Origin of the sequence: Phycicoccus avicenniae (assembly GCF_018139485.1) — a bacterium.
Taxonomy (GTDB): Bacteria; Actinomycetota; Actinomycetes; order Actinomycetales; family Dermatophilaceae; genus Phycicoccus; species Phycicoccus avicenniae.
The window spans coordinates 83,465-102,154 of sequence record NZ_JAGSNF010000020.1 but is presented as its reverse complement, the minus strand read 5'-3'; the positions used below and the strand labels follow the sequence as shown (position 1 = coordinate 102,154).

At 74.9% G+C, this 18,690-nt stretch carries 14 protein-coding genes and 1 riboswitch; of the genes, 3 read left to right on the top strand and 11 right to left on the bottom strand.

Annotated elements, in window-relative coordinates; all coding sequences use genetic code 11:
• Positions 1 to 2: 2 nt before the first annotated feature.
• The 8 genes from murD to mraZ all read right to left on the bottom strand — a co-directional run bounded on the left by murD (position 3) and on the right by mraZ (position 9,941).
• Positions 3 to 1,505 (bottom strand): UDP-N-acetylmuramoyl-L-alanine--D-glutamate ligase, encoded by a 1,503-nt coding sequence (murD, locus tag KC207_RS14060; RefSeq protein WP_211603939.1) that lies wholly within the window; start codon positions 1,503 to 1,505, stop codon positions 3 to 5.
• The gene (gene mraY, locus KC207_RS14055; protein ID WP_211603938.1) at positions 1,502 to 2,584 is read right to left on the bottom strand and encodes a phospho-N-acetylmuramoyl-pentapeptide-transferase; all 1,083 of its coding nucleotides are present in this window, start codon (positions 2,582 to 2,584) and stop codon (positions 1,502 to 1,504) included. Before mraY ends, murD begins: the two co-directional genes overlap by 4 nt.
• Positions 2,581 to 3,993: a UDP-N-acetylmuramoyl-tripeptide--D-alanyl-D-alanine ligase gene (locus KC207_RS14050; protein WP_211603937.1), complete on the bottom strand. Its 1,413-nt coding sequence runs from the start codon at positions 3,991 to 3,993 to the stop codon at positions 2,581 to 2,583. The genes mraY and KC207_RS14050 overlap by 4 nt, the downstream gene beginning before the upstream one ends.
• On the bottom strand, positions 3,990 to 5,537 hold the full coding sequence (locus tag KC207_RS14045; RefSeq protein ID WP_211603936.1) for a UDP-N-acetylmuramoyl-L-alanyl-D-glutamate--2,6-diaminopimelate ligase: 1,548 nt from the start codon (positions 5,535 to 5,537) through the stop codon (positions 3,990 to 3,992). The genes KC207_RS14050 and KC207_RS14045 overlap by 4 nt, the downstream gene beginning before the upstream one ends.
• A 10-nt stretch (positions 5,538 to 5,547) precedes the next feature.
• Positions 5,548 to 7,353 (bottom strand): peptidoglycan D,D-transpeptidase FtsI family protein, encoded by a 1,806-nt coding sequence (locus tag KC207_RS14040; protein ID WP_211603935.1) that lies wholly within the window; start codon positions 7,351 to 7,353, stop codon positions 5,548 to 5,550.
• Between the two features lie 475 nt (positions 7,354 to 7,828).
• Positions 7,829 to 8,272, bottom strand: a complete 444-nt coding sequence (gene ftsL, locus KC207_RS14035) for a cell division protein FtsL (RefSeq protein WP_211603934.1) — start codon at positions 8,270 to 8,272, stop codon at positions 7,829 to 7,831.
• Positions 8,269 to 9,246, bottom strand: a complete 978-nt coding sequence (rsmH, locus tag KC207_RS14030) for a 16S rRNA (cytosine(1402)-N(4))-methyltransferase RsmH (RefSeq protein ID WP_211603933.1) — start codon at positions 9,244 to 9,246, stop codon at positions 8,269 to 8,271. The genes ftsL and rsmH overlap by 4 nt, the downstream gene beginning before the upstream one ends.
• A gap of 251 nt (positions 9,247 to 9,497) precedes the next feature.
• Positions 9,498 to 9,941, bottom strand: a complete 444-nt coding sequence (gene mraZ, locus KC207_RS14025) for a division/cell wall cluster transcriptional repressor MraZ (RefSeq protein WP_211603932.1) — start codon at positions 9,939 to 9,941, stop codon at positions 9,498 to 9,500.
• 580 nt (positions 9,942 to 10,521) lie between these two features.
• Between mraZ and KC207_RS14020 the strand changes: the two genes are divergently transcribed.
• From KC207_RS14020 to KC207_RS14010, 3 genes are read left to right on the top strand one after another with little or no spacing between them, the layout of a single operon-like run.
• Positions 10,522 to 11,523, top strand: a complete 1,002-nt coding sequence (locus KC207_RS14020) for an AAA family ATPase (RefSeq protein ID WP_249138754.1) — start codon at positions 10,522 to 10,524, stop codon at positions 11,521 to 11,523.
• Positions 11,524 to 11,530: 7 nt separating this feature from the next.
• On the top strand, positions 11,531 to 12,784 hold the full coding sequence (locus KC207_RS14015; protein ID WP_211603931.1) for a DUF58 domain-containing protein: 1,254 nt from the start codon (positions 11,531 to 11,533) through the stop codon (positions 12,782 to 12,784).
• Positions 12,781 to 15,054 carry a transglutaminase TgpA family protein gene (locus KC207_RS14010; RefSeq protein ID WP_211603930.1) on the top strand — a complete coding sequence of 758 codons (2,274 nt, stop codon included), beginning with the start codon at positions 12,781 to 12,783 and terminating at the stop codon, positions 15,052 to 15,054. Before KC207_RS14015 ends, KC207_RS14010 begins: the two co-directional genes overlap by 4 nt.
• 126 nt (positions 15,055 to 15,180) lie before the next feature.
• Here KC207_RS14010 and KC207_RS14005 read toward each other — a convergent pair whose 3' ends face one another.
• The 3 genes from KC207_RS14005 to metX form a co-directional block, all read right to left on the bottom strand.
• The gene (locus KC207_RS14005) at positions 15,181 to 16,608 is read right to left on the bottom strand and encodes an RNA polymerase sigma factor (RefSeq protein ID WP_437179138.1); all 1,428 of its coding nucleotides are present in this window, start codon (positions 16,606 to 16,608) and stop codon (positions 15,181 to 15,183) included.
• Between the two features lie 346 nt (positions 16,609 to 16,954).
• Positions 16,955 to 17,350, bottom strand: a complete 396-nt coding sequence (locus tag KC207_RS14000; RefSeq protein ID WP_211603928.1) for a universal stress protein — start codon at positions 17,348 to 17,350, stop codon at positions 16,955 to 16,957.
• Between the two features lie 73 nt (positions 17,351 to 17,423).
• The gene (gene metX, locus KC207_RS13995; protein WP_211603927.1) at positions 17,424 to 18,554 is read right to left on the bottom strand and encodes a homoserine O-acetyltransferase MetX; all 1,131 of its coding nucleotides are present in this window, start codon (positions 18,552 to 18,554) and stop codon (positions 17,424 to 17,426) included.
• Between the two features lie 16 nt (positions 18,555 to 18,570).
• Positions 18,571 to 18,680: riboswitch (SAM riboswitch) on the bottom strand.
• Positions 18,681 to 18,690 lie beyond the last annotated feature (10 nt).

The window sequence follows — 18,690 nt, the reverse complement described above, 5'->3', positions numbered from 1 at the left end:
GGCTACCCCTGCGGGTCGAGCCGCCGCACCGCCGAGGAGAAGGCGTCGCCGCGCGCACCGTAGTCGGTGAACATGTCCATCGACGCGGCGGCGGGCGCGAGCAGGACGACGTCGCCCTGCCGGGCGACCTCGAGGGCGCGCTCCACCACCGTGTCCATGGCACCAGTGTCGGTGCGGCCGACGTCGACGACGGGGACATCCGGCGCGTGTCGCGCGAGCGCGTCGGCGATGCGCCCCCGGTCCCGGCCGAGCAGGACGACGGCGCGCAGCCGGGCGGCGGCGCCGGCGACGAGGTCGTCGACGTCGGCGCCCTTGAGCAGCCCGCCGGCGACCCACACGACGTGCTCGTACGCCGCGAGGCTCGCGGCGGCGGCGTGCGGGTTCGTCGCCTTGGAGTCGTCGACCCAGCGCACGCCCCGCACGACGCCGAGGTCGGCGATGCGGTGCGGCTCGGGGACGAAGTCGCGCATCCCCTGCCGGACCGCGGCCGGAGGGACGCCGTGGGCCCGGGCGAGGGCCGCGGCGGCGAGGGCGTTGGCGACCAGGTGCGGCGGCGGGGGCGGGGCGTCGTCGCCGGCCCGCAGGTCGGCGAGCGTGCCGAGCTCGGCGGCCGAGGTCGTCCGCTCCTCGACGAAGGCCCGGTCCGCGAGGACGTCCTCGACGAGACCGACCTCGGACAGGCCTGGGCTGCCGAGCCCGAAGCCGACGGCGCGGCAGCCCTCCTGGACGTCGGCGTCCTCGACGAGGCGCATCGTGGCCCGGTCGTCGACGTTGTAGACGCAGGCCACCTCGGTGTTCTCGTAGACCCGGCCCTTGGCCCGCGCGTACTCCTCGAGCGAGCCGTGCCAGTCGACGTGGTCCGGGGCGATGTTGAGGCACGCGGAGGCCCGGGGGGCGAGCGAGGAGGACCAGTGCAGCTGGAAGCTCGACAGCTCGACGGCGAGGACGTCGTACGGCTCGGGGTCCATGACGGCCTCGAGCGCCGGGGTGCCGACGTTGCCGACGCTCCGGGCGCGCAGCCCGGCGGCGCGGAGCATCGCCGTCAGCAGCTGCACGGTCGTCGTCTTGCCGTTCGTCCCGGTGACGCAGAGCCACGGGGCGGCGCCGGCCTGCGGGCGCAGCCGCCACGCGAGCTCGACCTCGCCCCAGACGGGGACGCCGGCACGCGCCGCGGCGGCGAGCAGGGGCTGGTCCGGCCGCCAGCCCGGCGAGGTGACGACGAGGTCGACCGGCTCCTCGGGCAGCGCGGCCACGGCGTCGTCGCCGAAGCGCAGGGTGGCGCCGAGGATGCCGAGGATGTGGGCGTGCTCGGCCATCCGGCTGCCCTCGGCGGGCTCGCGGGCGTCGACGACGACGACCTCGGCCCCGCGGTCGAGGAGGGCGTCGGCGGCGGCGAACCCGCTGACGCCGAGACCGGCGACGAGGGTGCGCAGGCCGGCCCAGTCCGCGTCCCGGTGGGTGAGCCCGTCGGTGCGGGTGGTCGCGTGGGTGGTGCCGTCGGTCATACCGCGCCCACGACCCACTCGGCGTAGAAGAGGCCGAGGCCGAGGGCGACGAAGAGGCCGGCGATGATCCAGAACCGGATGACGATCGTGACCTCCTGCCAGCCGAGCAGCTCGAAGTGGTGCTGGAGCGGGGCCATCCGGAACACCCGCTTGCCCGTCGTCTTGAAGGACAGCACCTGGATGATGACCGAGAGGGTGATCGTCACGAAGAGGCCACCGAGGATGACGACGAGCAGCTCGGTGCGGGTGAGGATCGCGAGCCCGGCGACGGCGCCGCCGAGCGCGAGCGAGCCGGTGTCGCCCATGAAGATCTTCGCCGGCGAGGCGTTCCACCACAGGAACCCGAAGCAGGCCCCCATCCCCGCGGCGGCGACGATCGCGAGGTCGTGCGGGTCGCGGACCTCGTAGCAGTTCGTCCCCGGGTTCCACTGGCAGTTCTGGTTGAACTGCCAGATGCCGATGAGGACGTAGGCCGCGAAGACCATGACGGACGCGCCGGTCGCGAGACCGTCGAGGCCGTCGGTGAGGTTCACCCCGTTCGAGGTCCCCGCGACGATGAGGTTCGCCCAGACCACGAACAGGACGATCCCGACGACCGGTCCGAGGAAGGCGAGGTCGACGGGGGTGTCCCGCACGAAGGAGACCGCCGTCGACGCCGGGGTGCGGAAGGCCTCGTTGGGGAACTGGAGCGCCGCGACGGCGAAGACGACGGCGACGAAGGTCTGCCCGGCGAGCTTCTGGCGTGAGCGCAGGCCGAGGCTGCGTTGCTTGCTGATCTTGATGTAGTCGTCGAGGAACCCGACGAGCCCCATCCCGGCCATGAGGAAGAGGACGAGGACCCCGCTCACCGACGGCAGCTGGCCGGTGAAGACGTGGGCGACGCCGTAGGCGAGCAGCGAGCTGAGGACGATGACCGCCCCGCCCATCGTCGGCGTGCCGCGCTTGGTGTGGTGCGAGGTGGGGCCGTCGTCGCGGATGAACTGCCCGTAGCCGCGCTTGACGAGCAGCTTGATGAAGGCCGGGGTGCCGAAGAGGGAGAGGACGAGCGACACGACGGCGGCGATGAGCACGGCCTTCACGTGAGGTCCTCCGGGGTCTCGGCCAGGCGGTCTCCCAGCCACCGTAGCCCCGCGTCGCGGCTGGACTTGAAGAGGGCCACGTCACCCGCCCGCAGCTCCGCGCGCAGCAGCGCCTCGGCCTCGTCGGCGTCGGCGACGGAGCGCACCCGCGTCGCCGCCCCACCGGCCAGGGCCTGCTCCGCGCCGTCGGCGAGCGGCCGGGCGGCGTCGCCGACGACGACGAGCTCGTCGACCCCGAGGTCGACGGCGTCCCGGCCCACCCCGGCGTGCAGGGCGGCCGACTCGTCGCCGAGCTCGAGCATCGTGCCGAGGACCGCCCAGGTGCGCCGGTCCTCCCCCATCCCCGCGAGCGCGGTGAGCGCGGCGTGCATCGACTCGGGGTTGGCGTTGTAGGCGTCGTTGACGACGGTGACGCCGTCCGGGCGCTCGGTGACCTCCATCCGCCAGCGGCTCACCGGCCGGGCGGCCTCGAGGGCGGCGGCGACGTCGTCGAGGGACATGCCGAGCTCGAGGGCGACGGCGGCCACCGACAGCGCGTTGCCGACGTGGTGCCGCCCGACGAGGCCGAGCGTCACCCGGGCCTGCCGTCCCCCGGCGTGCAGGGTGAACGTGGCGCGTCCCGCGGCGTCGAGGGCGACGTCCGTGGCGCGCACGTCGGCGTCGTCCGCCTCGCCGACGAGGACGACGCGGGCCGCCGTGACGTCGGCCATCGCCCGCACCCGCGGGTCGTCGGCGTTGAGGACGGCGAGCCCGTCCTCGGGCAGGGCCGCCGGCAGCTCGGACTTGGCCCGGGCGATCGCGTCGCGGGAGCCGAACTCCCCGACGTGGGCGGTGCCGACGTTGAGGACGACACCGACCCGCGGCGGCGCCATCGTCGTGAGGTACTCGATGTGCCCGACGCCCCGGGCGCCCATCTCGACGACGAGGAAGCGGGTGTCGGCCTCGACCCGGCAGACCGTGAGCGGGACGCCGACCTCGGAGTTGTAGGACCCGACCGGCGAGACCGTCGGCCCCGCGTGGGAGAGCACGGTGCCGAGCAGGTCCTTGACGCTCGTCTTCCCCGAGCTGCCGGTGACCCCGACGACGGCGAGGTCGGGTGAGCGGTCGACGACGGCGCGGGCGAGCGTCGCGAACGCCTCCTGGGTGTCCTCGACGACGACGCAGGGCACGTCCGGCACGGGACGGGTCGTCAGGGCCGCGACGCAGCCCGCGGCCACCGCCTCGGCGGCGTGGTCGTGGCCGTCGGCGTGCTCGCCGACCCGGGCGACGAACAGGCCGTCGGGGCCCGCCTCGCGGGAGTCGGTGACGACGGGCCCGGCGACGACGAGCCCGGCCGCGTCCTCCTCGGTGATGCCGGTGAGCCCGCCACCGACGACGACGGTGAGCTCGACGAGCGGGATCGGGATCATCGGGCGGCCTCCTCGGCGACGGCGCGCAGGGCGGCGCGCAGCTCGTCGCGGTCGTCGAACGGGTGCACCTCTCCCCCGACGTCCTGACCGGTCTCGTGACCCTTGCCGACGACGGCGACCGTCGCGGCGGGGCCCTCGGCCCACACGGCGGCGACGGCCTCGCGGATCGCGGCGCGGCGGTCGCCGACGACGACGACCTCGACGTCGCGGCCGCCGGCGCGGACCTCCTCGACGCCGGCGAGCACGGCCTCCCGGATCGCGGCGGGGTCCTCGGTGCGCGGGTTGTCGTCGGTGACGACGACGAGGTCGGCGCCGAGGGCGGCAGCGACGCCCATGCCGTGGCGCTTGTCCCGGTCCCGGTCGCCCCCGGCGCCGGTGACGACGACGAGGCGGCCCTCGGTGCCCGGGCGCAGGGCGTCGAGGGCGGCCCGGATGGCGTCGGGGGTGTGGGCGTAGTCGACGACGGTGAGCGGGTGGTCCGCCCCGTCGCCGAGGGTCACCGTCTCCATCCGGCCCGGGACGTGCGGGTCGGCGAGGACGGCCCGCCCGGCGTCGGCCGGGTCGACCCCGAGGGCGACGAGGGCGGCGGCGGCCATCGCGGTGTTCGTGCGGTTGAAGTCGCCCGGCAGCCGGGAGCGCAGCGCGAGGTCGACCCCGTCGGGGCCGCTCAGGACGAAGGCCGCCGGGTCCGAGGCGTCCGGCGCGAGCGTCCAGTCGGCGGGGTGGTCCGGGGTCGAGCCGAGGGTCTCGACCGGGACGGTCGCGGTGTCGGCGAGGCGCACGCCCCACGTGTCGTCGACGCAGACGACGGCGCGCTCGGAGCGGGCCGGGGTGAACAGCGAGGCCTTCGCGGCGAAGTAGTCCTCCATCCCGGCGTGGAAGTCGAGGTGGTCCTGGCTGAGGTTGGTGAAGAGCGCGACGTCGTAGACCGCCCCGTCGACCCGGTGCTGGGCCAGGGCGTGGCTGGAGACCTCCATGACGCACGTGCCGATGCCGCGCTCGGCCATGACGGCGAGCAGGGCGTGCAGCTCGGGGGCCTCCGGGGTCGTGCGGACGCTGCCGACGCGCTCGTCGCCGATCCGGGTCTCGACCGTCCCGATGAGGCCGGCGTCGACCCCGAGGGCGGCGAGGGCCGAGTGCAGGAGGTACGCGGTCGTCGTCTTGCCGTTCGTCCCGGTGATGCCGACCAGCCGGACCGGCCGCTCGTCGGTGCCGTAGACACGGGCGGCGACCTCGCCGAGGACGCCCCGCGGGCGCTCGACGACGACGACCGGCAGGTCGACCCCCGCGGTCTCGGCGCGCGCGGCGCCGTCGGCGTCGGTGAGCAGCGCCCGGGCCCCCGCGGAGGCCGCGGCGGCGGCGAAGTCGGCGCCGTGGGCGTTGGCCCCGGGGAGCGCCGCGTAGAGGTCGCCGGGGCGGACGGCGCGGGAGTCCAGGGTCACCCCGGTGAGCTCGACGTCGTCCTGCGGGAGGGGTGCCCCCAGCAGCGTCGCGACCTCCCGGAGCGGAGTGCGACGCGGCGAGGTCGGCCGGGGTGACAGCACTCGCAGGACCCTACCGTCTGGGGTGGTCGACGCCGTCACGCAGGAGGGCGCGGTCCTCGAGGGCCTTCTCGGGGTCCACGCCGAGGGTCACCTTCGGCGCCTTGGACCCCGTCGGCGGGATGCCGAGCTCCTGGAGCGCGTACGTCGTGACGTCCTTGAACACCGGTCCGGCGACGTAGCCGCCGAAGAACGGGTACTGCGGCTTCTGGACGATGACGGCGACGACGATCTCCGGGTCGTCGGCGGGCGCGTAGCCGATGAAGCTCGCCGTCTTGCCGCTGTACTTGCCCTTCGCGTCGTCGTAGAACTCCGCGGTCCCCGTCTTGCCCGCGACCCGGTAGCCGGGGATCTGCGCCTCGTCCGCGGTGCCCTCGGGGCTCACCACGCCCTCGAGCATCTTCGACACGTCCGACGCCGTCTGGTGCGACACGACCCGCGAGGACTCGCTCGCCGGCGCGTCGTGGACCGTGCCCTCGGCGTCGGTCGTGCTCTCGACGAGGCGCGGGGTGACCCGCACGCCGTCGTTGGCGATGGTCTGGAACACCGACGCCGCCTGGACGGCCGTCACCGACAGGCCCTGCCCGAAGGCGACCGTCGCGCGCTGGGTGCCGCTCCAGGTGTCCGACGCCGGCAGGAGCCCGCCCGACTCACCGGGGTAGCCCACCCCGGACCGCTCGCCGAGGCCGAACTTGCGGAAGTAGGACTCCAGGGTCGACGACTTCAGCGTCTCGCTCACGAGGATCGTCCCGATGTTGCTCGACTCGGCGAGCGTCCCGGCGACGGTCCGGTAGAGGGTGGCGTGGTCGTGGCTGTCCTTGAAGCTCTGGTCGTAGCGGGGCAGCCGGTTCGGGATGACGACCGGGGTCGACGGGGTCACCGACCCCTCCTCGAGGGCCGCCGCGATCGTCATGATCTTCGCCGTCGAGCCCGGCTCGAAGACGTCCGTGAACGCCTTGTTGTCCAGGTGGACCCCGGCCTTGCCGACGTCGGTGTTCGGGTCGAACGTCGGGTACGAGGCGACGCTGAGCAGGTCCCCGCTCTTGGCGTTCATGATGACGACGGTCCCGGACTGCGCCTTGGTCTCCTCGATGCGCTGGGCCAGCGCGTTCTGGGCATACCACTGGAGCGAGGAGTTGACCGTGAGGGTCACGTCGCGGCCGTCGACGGCGGGCGTCGTGCTCGAGTCGCCCGCGGGGATGGCGGTGCCGTCGCGGCCCTGCTCGAACCGGACCTCGCCGGGCGTGCCGGACAGCGTCTCGTCGGCGACGAGCTCGAGGCCGCCCCCGGCGTTGCCGTCGTCGAGGACGTAGCCGACGAGCGCCGCCGTCGTCTGGCCCTGCGGGTAGGTCCGTTCGGACCGGGTCTCGCGGCGGTCCCGGGCGATGCCGGGGATGCCGAGGGCCGCGATCTTGTTCCACGTCAGCGGGGTGACGTCCTTGCTGAGGATGCGGTAACGGCTCTCCCCCGTGAGCGCGGGGACGAGGTCGTCGACCTCCGTGCCGAGCAGCGGCGCGAGCCGGACGGCGGCCTCGCGGACCGCCTCGGCGGAGGTCGCGGGGTCGCACTCGTTGTCGCCGGTGCGGTAGGTGCACACGGCGGTCTGGTCGGCGACGACGACCTCGCGCACGACGCTCGAGGCGAGCACGGTGCCGTCGGCGGACAGGATGTCGCCCCGCATCGCCGGGATGATCTGCGCGGTCGCCCGCTTCGCCTCGGCCTCGCTCGCGACCGCGTGGGCGTCCAGGCCCTGGATCCGCACGAGCTGGGCGGCGAACACGCTGAGGACGAACATCGTCGCGACGAGGAGGGTCCGCATCCGCCGGCGGCTGCTCGGGCCGGGACGCGCGGCGGCGGCCGGCCTGCCGGGACCTCGCGGCGGGGTGCCGCCCCGGCCGCCGGGACCGCCGGCCCGGCTGGGACGGGTCGCCGGGCGACGCGGGGCGGAGCCGCCCCGGGCCGAGGCGCCCCTGCTCTGTCCACCCTTGCTCTGCGCACCCCTGCCCTGCGCGCCCTTGCTCTGCGCACTCCTGCCCGGGGCGCTCTTCGCCGAGGGTCCCTGGGCGCGGCCGTCCTCGCCCGCGGCGCGCCTCGACGGCGGACGCGTCGACGACGTGCCACCGGACGGTGTCCGCCGGGTCGGCCCGCCCGTCGAGGGCGTGCGGGTGCTGCCGTCACGGCGCGGGGTCGCGGCCGGTGCGGTCGCTCGCCGGGTGCCGGGCCGTCCCTGTCCCGAGGGGCGGCGACGACCGGGGTCGGGGGTGCGCGGGGGCGTCACGGGCGCTCCTGGTGCATCAGCGGCCCGCCTGCGACGAGGCCTCGGTGACCACGGTAAAGCTCTTGTCGGCGTTGGCCTTCCGCGCCACGCCGAGCACCTCGCCGTCGGAGAGGCGCAGGAAGGCGGGCGTCGCGGCGGGCACCATCCCGAGGGCCCGCGCCTCGCGCGCCAGCGGTCCCGGGCCGGACACCGCGTCGAGGTCGTGGCGCAGGTCGTCCTGGGTGTCGGTGAGCTCCTCGGAGCGGTGCTGCAGCTCACGCATCGTGTACGAGCCCTTGGCCATCGCCGTGTTGAGGAGCAGGACGCCGACGAACCCACCGAGGACGAGGGCGACGCACAGCGCGACGAACAGGGCATTGCCCTCGGCCGGCTGCGGGGCGACGACGCGCAGGCGCCGGGGCGGCGCGGCCGAGCGGCGGGGGGCGGACCGGGGACCGGTCCGGACGGCGGCCTGGCTCATCGGGAAGCTCCTGTCGACGGGAGGCGCTCCGCGGCGCGGAGACGGGCTGAGGCGGATCGGGGGTTGACGTCCTGCTCGGCGGGGTCCGGGACCTCGGCGCCCCGGGTGAGCAGTCGCAGGTAGGGGGCGTGCTCGGGCAGCTCGACGGGCATGCCGGCCGGCGTGCGGCTTGTGGCCCCGGCGGCGAGCGCCCGCTTCGTGATGCGGTCCTCGAGCGAGTGGTAGGACAGGACGGCGATCCGCCCGCCGGGGGCGAGGGCACCGACCGCGGCGTCGACCGCGGCGGCCCAGACGTCGAGCTCGGCGTTGACCTCGATGCGCAGCGCCTGGAAGGTCCGCTTCGCCGGGTGGCCCCCGGTCCGCTGGGACGCGGCGGGGACGGCCGTGCGGACGAGCTCGACCAGCCGGGCGGAGGTCGTGAACGGCTCCTCGTCGCGGGCCGCGAGCACCGCGGAGGCGATCCGGCCGGCGAAGCGCTCCTCGCCGTAGGTCCGCAGCACCCGGGCGAGGTCGCCGTGCTCGTAGGTGTTGAGGACGTCGGCCGCCGTCATCCCCCGGGACTGGTCCATCCGCATGTCGAGGGGGGCGTCGTGCCGGTAGGCGAAGCCGCGGTCGGCCTCGTCGAGCTGGAGGGAGGAGACGCCGAGGTCGAAGAGGATCCCGGCCGCGGTGCCGTCGGCCTCGGTGGCGAGGACGTCGGCGATCTCGTCGTAGACGGCGTGGACGGCGGTGAACCGGTCCCCGAAGCGGGCGAGGCGGGTCCGGGCGAGGGCGAGGGCCTCGGGGTCGCGGTCGAGGCCGACGACGCGGGCCGCGGGACACCGCTCGAGGACCGCCTCGGCGTGGCCGCCCATCCCGAGCGTCGCGTCGACGCACACGCTGCCCTCGGCCTGGAGGGCGGGGGCGAGGAGGTCGACGACGCGGTCGCGCATCACTGGCACGTGGCGGGTGTCGGCGGGTCCGCGGTCGGTCATCTCCCCTCCTCTCGGGGTCGGTCTCTCGGGGTGGTGGTGCTGCGGCCGGGCGGTGGGGTCGCGGTGGGGGGTCCTGGTGCGGGTCGACCCGGCGGCGGGTCCCCATCCGATCCGCGCCCGGCGCGGGGGAAGACGCGTCGGGGAACGGGTCGGCTGGAGGCCGGCGGTCGGGTCGGTCGTGCGGGCGACGGGTGGGTGGTGGCTGTCGAGGTGGTCGGTGGTGGTCGAGCGCGCGTCTGTGTCGATCGGGGTCAGAGGCCGGGGACCACCTCCTCGGAACCGGCCGAGTACGCGGAGTAGGCCGGCATGACCTCCTCGAGGTAGGCCTCCCAGCGGGCGGTGTCCCACACCTCGAGCCGGGTGCCGTTGCCGATGACGGTGCAGTCCTTGTCGAGCCCGGCGTACCGGCGCAGCGGGACCGGCACGGTGACCCGGCCCTGCTTGTCCGGGACGTCGGGGTGGGCGCTGGCCCGGAAGACGCGGACGAAGTCCCGGACCTGCTTGGAGGAGGTCGAGGCGCTCTGCATCTGGGCGGAGACCCGGCGGAACTCGGCGGTCGGGAAGACGTACAGGCAGCCCTCCTGGCCGGTCGTCACGACGAGCCCGTCGGCGAGGGCCCCGCGGAAGCGGGCGGGGAGGAAGAGCCGGCCCTTCTCGTCGAGCCGGGGCGTGTGGGTGCCGAGGAACTCGTCCATCGACCCACCTCCTCGACCCTGACGGAGGCTCCCGGTCCCTCCGTGTTGCTCCACTTTACTCCACCATATGCCCCACGTGCGGCACAAACGGGCGATATGTGCGCTCAAAACCTTCGAAAGTGCAGGTCGGAGGCGGTGGTGCGAAGTGGGGAATCTGTCGGCCCCCCGCGTCATCCCGCGCCTCCCGCAGGCCTGCTGCGACCTCGCCGGCTCGGTGCGACGCCGCTCGATCGCCGCCGTCCCGCCCGCTCGGTGCGCTGTGGCGCACCGCTCCGGCGAGTTCGCACCGACGGATCGAGCGCGCACCGACGGAAGGAGCGCGCACCGACCCAGCGAGGTCGATGGCGCACGAGGGTCGGGTGGGTCGGGTGGGGCGAGGTGGAGGGACCGGGGTGGTGTGCAGTGGAGGGACCCGGGTGGGGCGAGGTGGGGGACGGCGCCGACGGACGGGTTCGATGCGCGGTCGGGAACCGGGGAGCGGGCGCAGACAGCGGCCCGTCCCGTGTAGCAAGATCGAGGGCACGCGCCGCCCACCTCGCACGTTGGGGTGGCTGCACGGACCGACGAGAGGACCCCCAGCGTGAGCCAGCTCGAGCCCGACCCGACGACGACCGACGCCACGGACCGGGGAGCGTCCCTCGACCACGTGCTGCAGGTGTCGAGCCGGCTCGCCACCGCGATGAACTCCGTCATCGAGGGCAAGCAGCCCGTCGTCCGCACCGCCATCACCGTGCTGCTCGCCGAGGGCCACCTCCTCGTCGAGGACGTGCCGGGCGTCGGCAAGACCCTCCTCGCCAAGACCCTCGGCCGGTGCATCGACGCGTCCGTCCGCCGGGTCCAGTTCACCCCCGACCTGCTGCCGAGCGACATCACCGGTGTCTCGGTCTACAACCAGGACGTCCGGGACTTCGAGTTCCGCCCCGGGGCGATCTTCGCCAACGTCGTCGTCGGCGACGAGATCAACCGCGCCTCGCCGAAGACCCAGAGCGCGCTCCTGGAGTCGATGGAGGAGGCGCAGGTCACCGTCGACGGCACGACCTACGTCCTCCCCCGGCCGTTCATCGTCATGGCGACCCAGAACCCCATCGAGATGGAGGGCACCTACCCGCTGCCCGAGGCCCAGCGCGACCGGTTCATGGCCCGGATCTCGATGGGCTACCCGTCCGCACGCTCCGAGCTCGAGATGCTCGACGTCCACGGGGGCGCCTCACCGCTGGAGCACCTCAGCCCGGTCACCGACGCCGCGACGGTCCAGGCGATGGTGCTCGCCGTCCGGCAGGTGCACGCCTCCCCCGCCGTGCGGCAGTACATCGTCGACCTCGCCGCCGCGACCCGCACGAGCTCGGCCCTGCGCCTCGGGGCCTCACCGCGCGCCACCCTCCACCTCCTGCGCGCCTCGCGGGCCCACGCCGCGCTCGCCGGCCGTGACCACGTGCTGCCCGACGACGTCCAGCAGATGGCCGTCCCCGTCCTGGCGCACCGGCTCATGCCGACGGGTGAGACCCAGATGGCGCGCCGGTCGGCGGCCGACGTCCTCACCGACCTCCTCCAGCGGGTGCGCGTCCCCGCGCCCAGCCGCTGAGCCGTCGATGCGCGGGCTCCGACGGATCCTCACGACCCGGGGCGCGGCCTTCGCGGGCTGCGGCCTGGTCCTCGTCGCCTCCGGCATCCTCCTCGGCCAGACCGACGTGACCCGGGCCGGGGTGCTGCTCCTCGCCCTCGTCGCGGTCTCGCTCGTCCTCGCCCGGCGGCACGGGCTGTCCCTCGTCGTCGAGCGCAGCGTCATCCCCTCCCGGATCGCCGTCGACGAGCGGGCGACCGTCACCGTGCGGGTCCGTAACGTCGAGTCCTCCCCCACGCCGGTGCTCCTCGCCGAGGAGGCGCTCGACTACGCGCTCGGCGACCGCCCGCGGTTCGTCCTCGGCTCGCTGCGCCCCGGGGCGAGCACCGAGGTCGGCTACACCGTCCGCTCGCACACCCGCGGAGTGCACCGGCTCGGTCCGCTGCGGCTGCGGATGCGCGACCCGTTCGGCCTCACCCTGCGCGGCGCCTCGCTCGCCGGCGACGGCGAGGTCGTCGTCCTCCCCCGGGTCGTCCCGCTCGAGTCCGGGCGGTCGCTCGGCAGCGGCATCGGCAGCGAGGGGACGATCCCGCACATGGTGGCCCTCCACGGCGAGGACGACCAGACGATCCGCGAGTACCGCGACGGCGACGACCTGCGCCGCATCCACTGGCCCGCGACGGCCCGCACCGGTGACCTCATGGTGCGCCAGGAGGACAGGCCCGCGAAGCGCCGGGCCGTCGTCCTCGTCGACTCCCGCGAGGTCGGGCACGGCGGGGGCGGCCGGTCCGGGTCCCTGGAGTGGACGGTGACGACCGCCGCCTCGGTCCTGACCCACCTCGACCGGGCGGCGCACGCCGTGCACCTCGTGACCGCCGACCCCGCCAGCGACCGGGGCGTGCGGCACGACGACACGGTCGAGGGGTCGCTCGACGCCCTCGCCCGGGTCCGGCTCGAGGGGCCCGACGTCATGCGCGGCGTCCTCCACGACTCCCAGTCGCTCACCGCGTCCGGCGGCCTGCTCGTCTACGTCGGCGGACCGCTCAGCGACGACGACGCCCGCACCCTCGCGGCTCTGCGCCAGCCGGGGTCCAGCGGGGTGGCCCTCGTCGTCGACCCCGCCCGTTTCGGGCGCCGGGACGGCGCCGGGCCGGCGGCCGAGGCCACCGCGGCGACCCTGCGGGGGTCCGGCTGGCTCACGACCGTCGTCGACGCCCGCACCTCCCCGGCGCAGGCGTGGGGCACGGTCGTCGGTGGCTCGGCCGTGGGGGCCGCGTCGTGAGCCGGCTGCGCCCCCTCGACGCCCTGCTCGCGGCCCTCGCGACGCTCGCGGTGACGCTGCCGCTGTCCGGGCTCTTCGCCCCCGCCGGCGCCTGGGTCCGCCCCAGCGTCCTGCTCGTCGTCGTCGTCGCGCTCGTCGGCGTGGGGCTGCGCTCGCTCGCGACCGCCCGCCCCCTCGTCGTCCTCGGCCAGCTCGTCGCCCTCGTCCTCTCCGGCGCGCTGCTGCACGGACGCGGGCACCTGCTCGGCGGCGTCCTGCCGTCGCGGGAGACCGGCGAGGCCATCGGCATCCTCCTCGGCGAGGCCTACACCGTCGTCACGACGTACGCGGCGCCCGCCCCGTCCGAGCGCGGGGTCGTCGTCGCGGTGAGCCTGCTCGTGGGGCTCACGGCGGTCGTCGTCGACGGTCTCGCCGTCACCTACCGCAGCCCCGCGGTCGCCGGCATCCCCCTCCTCGCCGCGTTCCTCGCCTCGGCGACGAACACGAGCACCGGGCTCGCCGCGTGGTACGTCGTCCCGCCGGCGCTGTGCTGGCTCGCGCTCGTCGCGACCCAGGGCGTCTCGTCACTGCGGGCGTGGGGCGGCACCCCGACCCGCGACGGGCGCAGCGACCCCGCCGGCTCCTTCGGGTCGCTGGCGCGCGGGGTCGGCCTCGTCGCCCTCGCGGCGGCGGTCGTCGTCCCCGGCCTCGTCCCTCACCTGCCGACGACGTTCGTCGCCGACGGGCTCGCCCGCGGCGACGGGCGCGGCAACGGGTCGGGCCCGGTCCTGCTCTCGACGAGCATCGACGTCGCCCGGGACCTCGCCGACCAGTCCGACGCGGAGGTGCTGCGCTACCGCACCTCCGCCTCCGAGCCGGTGCCGCTGCGGGTCGGGCTGCTCGACACCTACCGGGGCGGGCGCTGGTCCGCCGCCGACGACGTGACCTTCGTCCCGCCCGACAACGCCCTGCCGGGACCGGCCGCCGACGGCGACGTGGAACGGACGACCGAGCGCATCGAGGTGCTCGACTCCGGGATCGCGGTGCCGCAGGTCGCGCTGCCGGCGACGGCCGTCGGCTCGCCCTTCCCGACGGGGACCTGGCGGCTCACCGTCTCGGGGGTCCCCGAGCTCACCTCCCGCGTCCCGGAGTACACGGCGGAGTACACCGACCTGGAGCCGACGCCGGAGCAGTTCGGCAGCTTCTCCGACCTCGATCGGTCCGCGGGCGACCTGCGGGTCGACCCGGACGCCGAGGACGCCGTCGAGGCCCTCCTCGCCGACGTCGTCGAGGAGTCCGACGCGGACACCCCCTTCGAGGTCGCCGTCGCCATCCAGGACCGCCTCCGGTCGACGGCGTACTCCTACTCGGAGGAGCTCGCCGAGGAGACCGCCGCCGGGCAGCGCTCCGAGGAGCCGCTCGTGCGCTTCCTCGAGACCCGGACCGGCTACTGCGTCCAGTTCTCCAGCGCGATGATCATGGCGGCCCGCGCAGCGGGCATCCCCGCGCGGATGGCGGTCGGCTACCTGCCCGGCACCGTCGACGGCGACGAGCGCGTCGTCATCGCCTCGGACGCGCACGCGTGGCCGGAGCTGTACTTCCCCCGGCTCGGCTGGACCCGCTTCGAGCCGACCCCCGGCGCGCGGACCGGGCTCGCCCCCTCGTACACCCGCGAGGTGGGGCCGGCCACCGACAACGCCCTGCCCGTGCCCACGCCGTCTGCGACCTCGTCGGCGCCGACGCCGGACCGGCCGCAGGAGGACGTGCCCGCCGGGGACACCGCGGACGACGTCGGGACCGTCGACACCGGTCTCGCCGACGTCGTCGCCCGCAGCTGGCCGACGGTCGCCGGGGTCGCCGCGGTCCTCGTCCTCGCCGCGCTCACCCCGCTCGGCGCCTGGCTGGCCCGGCGCCGGGCCCGACGCCGCGCCCGTGACGACGCCGAGCGCGTCGAGGCGGAGTGGCAGTCGCTGCTCCTCGGGCTGGGCGACGTCGGCTACGTCCCGAGCGAGGGGGCCACGCCGCGGGAGACCTCGCGCCAGATCACCCGGGCCGCCTACCTCACACCCGAGGAGCAGGAGGCGTTCGGCCGGGTCGTCGACACCCTGGAGCGGGCGCGCTACGCCCGCCCGGGCGCCGACCTGCCGGAGGTCGCCGAGGACGCCCGGACCGTGCGGCGCGGCGCCGTCGGCCGGCGCCGCCGGCTGGACCGGGCGCGGGCGCTCCTGCTGCCCGAGGAGGGCCGACGGCACTGGCGCTCGCTCGTGGGGCGTCGCCGCGACGAGGGCTGACCGGGGCCCGACGCCGGTGCCGACCCCGCACGACCGAGCGCCCACCACCTCGTCGGTGGCGGGCGCTCGGTCGTGCGCTGCGGGTGCCCGGGGCCGGCCGGCGCCGGTCGCCCCGTGGCGGGACCGTCAGTCGAGGTAGTCGCGCAGCGCCTGGCTCCGGCTCGGGTGACGCAGCTTGCTCATCGTCTTGGACTCGATCTGGCGGATCCGCTCCCGGGTCACGCCGTAGACCTTGCCGATCTCGTCGAGCGTCTTCGGCTGGCCGTCGGTGAGGCCGAACCGCATCGAGACGACGCCCGCCTCGCGCTCGGAGAGGGTGTCGAGGACGGAGTGCAGCTGCTCCTGGAGCAGGGTGAAGCTCACCGCGTCGGCCGGCACGACGGCCTCGGAGTCCTCGATGAGGTCACCGAACTCGCTGTCGCCGTCCTCGCCGAGCGGGGTGTGCAGCGAGATGGGCTCGCGGCCGTACTTCTGGACCTCGACGACCTTCTCCGGGGTCATGTCGAGCTCCTGGGCGAGCTCCTCCGGGGTGGGCTCGCGGCCGAGGTCCTGGAGCATCTGGCGCTGGACGCGAGCGAGCTTGTTGATGACCTCGACCATGTGCACCGGGATGCGGATGGTGCGGGCCTGGTCCGCCATCGCCCGGGTGATCGCCTGGCGGATCCACCACGTCGCGTACGTCGAGAACTTGTAGCCCTTGGTGTAGTCGAACTTCTCGACCGCGCGGATGAGGCCGAGGTTGCCCTCCTGGATCAGGTCGAGGAAGAGCATGCCGCGACCGGTGTACCGCTTGGCGAGCGAGACGACGAGGCGCAGGTTGGCCTCGAGCAGGTGGTTCTTGGCCTTCTTGCCGTCCTGGGCGATCCACCACAGCTCACGCTTGAGCTTCATGTCGATCTTCTCGCCCGAGTTCAGCTTCTCCTCGGCGAAGAGGCCGGCCTCGATCCGCTTGGCGAGCTCGACCTCCTGCTCGGCGTTGAGGAGGGCGACCTTGCCGATCTGCTTGAGGTAGTCCTTGACGGGGTCCGCGGTGGCACCGGCGGTGACGACCTGCTGGGCCGGCGCGTCCTCCTCGTCGTTGCTCATCACGAAGCCGCCGGCCGTCTCCTCGGCCTCCTTGCCCTTCGCGGGCCCGGTCTCGGGGGCGTCCTCGGTCGCGAGGTCGACCTCCTCCGGTCCGTCGTCGGTCGCGTCGGGAGCCGTGGTCTCGGTCGGGCCCTCGGCGGCCTTCTTCGCCGCCGCGGTCTTCTTTGCCGCCGTCTTCTTCGCGGCGGCGGTCGTCCCGCTCGCGGCGGACGCGGCCTTGCGGGTCGTGGTCGACGCGCTCTTGGCCGGAGCCTTCTTCGCGCTCGTGCCCCCCGACGAGGCCGCCTTCTTCGTCCCGCTCGCGCTCTTCGCGGAGGACGTGGCGGAGGACTTCTTCGCGGTCCGCGTCGCCGCGGCGGCCACGCCGGTCGTGTCGTCGGCCTTGACCTCGATGCCCTGGTCGGCGAGGGCCCGAAGGACGATCCGTCCGCGCGAGGCCTTGACCTGCGCCGCCTGGATGGCGTCCATGACCTGTCCGCCGGTCACCGAGCCGGTCGTGCGTCCCTGACGTACGAGGGTCTGGAGCGCCTCGTGGGCGAACTCCGGGGGCAGGGCGCTCGGCTCGGGGATCTTGGTGGACACAGGCGACACCGACTACCTTTCGTCGCGGATGACCACACGGGGACACGAGGATCCAGGGTGGCGTTGGGGTCCGGGGCGAGCACCTCGGGCCGTCCGGCGGGCCGTACGACCAGGTGCGCCCTTCCATTATAAATCGCTGAGAGGTCCGGAGCCTATTCCGGGGCCGCCCCGAGGGGGTCGGGACGCGCCTCTCCGACGTGTGAACGGTTGTGGCACAGAGCCTCTCGCGACGTCAGCCCTTGACCGCGAGGACCGCGCACGGCGCGTCCAGCAGGATCCGCTGCGCGTTCGAGCCGAGGATGAGCTTCCCGACCGGGGTGCGTCGCCGCAGGCCGATGACGATGAGGTCGGCCCCGGTCTCCTCCGCGACCGCGATGAGCCCCTCGGCCGGCTCGCTGCCCCGCTCCAGCTGGCGGACGTCGACGTCGAGCCCGTCCTGCGGGATCTCGTCCAGGACCGCGCGCATCTCGGCCTCGGCGGCCCGGGCGGCGTCCTCGTCGGTGTCGCGGTGGGTGCGGGTGGAGTTGATGACGACGAGACGCCGCGCCCGCGTCCGCGCTTCGTCGACCGCCCGCACGAGGGCCGCGCGGCCCTCCTTGGTGGGCACGTAGCCGACGACGATCGTCACGATGGGGTCCTCCTGCTCACGGGTTCCTCCGATCGACCGTACCGCAGCGCCGGGCACCCCGGCCCGGTCCAGGTCAGCGCGCGTCGAGCACGGTGCGGATGACCGCGCCGACCTGGGCGGTCTCGACGAGGAAGCCGTCGTGCCCGTGGGCCGAGTCGATGACGGTCAGCGCGGTCCCGGGACGCCGGTCGGCGATCTCCTCGGACAGCCGCAACGGGTAGAGCCGGTCCGTCGTCACCCCCGCGACGTGGAGGTGGCCGTCGAAGGCCCGCAGCGCCTCGGTCACCCCACCGCGGTCGCGGCCGACGTCGTGGCTGTTCATCGCCTCGGACAGGGCGAGGTAGCTTCCGGCATCGAAGCGGCGGGACAGCTTCTCGGCGTGGTGGTCGAGGTAGCTCTCGACGTCGAACCGCCCTCCCCCGCCGATCGGCTCCTCGCCGGACCGCGGGCGCCGGCCGAAGCGGTCGTCGAGCTCGGCCTCGTGCCGGTAGGTCGTGTGCGCGATGCGCCGGGCGATGCCGAGCCCGTCGAGCGGCGCGCGACCGGTCCCGTAGTAGTCGCCGCCCTGGTAGCTCGGGTCGGAGCGGATGGCGAGCAGCTGCGGCCGGCACCAGGCCACCTGGTCGGCCGTCGCCGCCGCCGACGCCGCGAGGACGAGGGCCCGCTCGACCCGGTCGGGTCGCCCCGTGGCCCACTCGAGCGCCCGCATCCCGCCCATCGAGCCGCCGAGGACGGTGTGCCAGCGACCGATGCCGAGCCGGTCGGCGACGGCGGCCTCGACGGCCACCTGGTCCCGGATCGTCGTGTACGGGAAGCGCCCGCCCCAGGGCCGCCCGTCCGGGGCGTCCGACGACGGACCCGTCGTGCCCTGGCAGCCGCCGAGGACGTTCGTCGCGACGACGAAGAAGCGGTCGGTGTCGAGCGGCGCCCCGGGGCCGACGAGGCCCGGCCACCACCCGGGCGTCGGGTGGCCGGGACCGACGTCGCCGACGACGTGGCTGTCCCCGGTGAGGGCGTGCTCGACGAGGACCGCGTTGTCACCGGAGGGCGAGAGCGTCCCCCACGTCTCGTAGGCGACGGTGACCGCGGGCAGGGTGCCGCCACGCTCGAGGGCGACCGGGCCGACGTCGAGGAACTGCCGGTCCCCGGGCGGGTCCCCCGGACGCCACGTGGCGCCGTCCCACAGGTCGGGGGTGGCGGTCATCGCAGGGCTCCTCGGGATCTCGCGTTTGCCGCGACGGACGCCGCGGCCCGGTCATCACCCGGGGCACCCCACCGCGAGGAGGGTTGCCGCCCAGCAAACCGGGGTTTGGCGCTGGGACTCATGACCGCCTCGATGG

Bases quoted from the DNA above. Each gene is read 5' to 3' on its own strand.
- mraZ (WP_211603932.1), bottom strand. From the start codon at position 9,941: ATGGACGAGTTCCTCGGCACCCACACGCCCCGGCTCGACGAGAAGGGC.
- metX (WP_211603927.1), bottom strand. From the start codon at position 18,554: ATGACCGCCACCCCCGACCTGTGGGACGGCGCCACGTGGCGTCCGGGG.
- rsmH (WP_211603933.1), bottom strand. From the start codon at position 9,246: ATGACCGACCGCGGACCCGCCGACACCCGCCACGTGCCAGTGATGCGC.
- murD (WP_211603939.1), bottom strand. From the start codon at position 1,505: ATGACCGACGGCACCACCCACGCGACCACCCGCACCGACGGGCTCACC.
- KC207_RS14040 (WP_211603935.1), bottom strand. From the start codon at position 7,353: ATGCGGACCCTCCTCGTCGCGACGATGTTCGTCCTCAGCGTGTTCGCC.
- KC207_RS14005 (WP_437179138.1), bottom strand. From the start codon at position 16,608: ATGGACGCCATCCAGGCGGCGCAGGTCAAGGCCTCGCGCGGACGGATC.
- KC207_RS14050 (WP_211603937.1), bottom strand. From the start codon at position 3,993: ATGATCCCGATCCCGCTCGTCGAGCTCACCGTCGTCGTCGGTGGCGGG.
- ftsL (WP_211603934.1), bottom strand. From the start codon at position 8,272: ATGAGCCAGGCCGCCGTCCGGACCGGTCCCCGGTCCGCCCCCCGCCGC.
- KC207_RS14015 (WP_211603931.1), top strand. From the start codon at position 11,531: ATGCGCGGGCTCCGACGGATCCTCACGACCCGGGGCGCGGCCTTCGCG.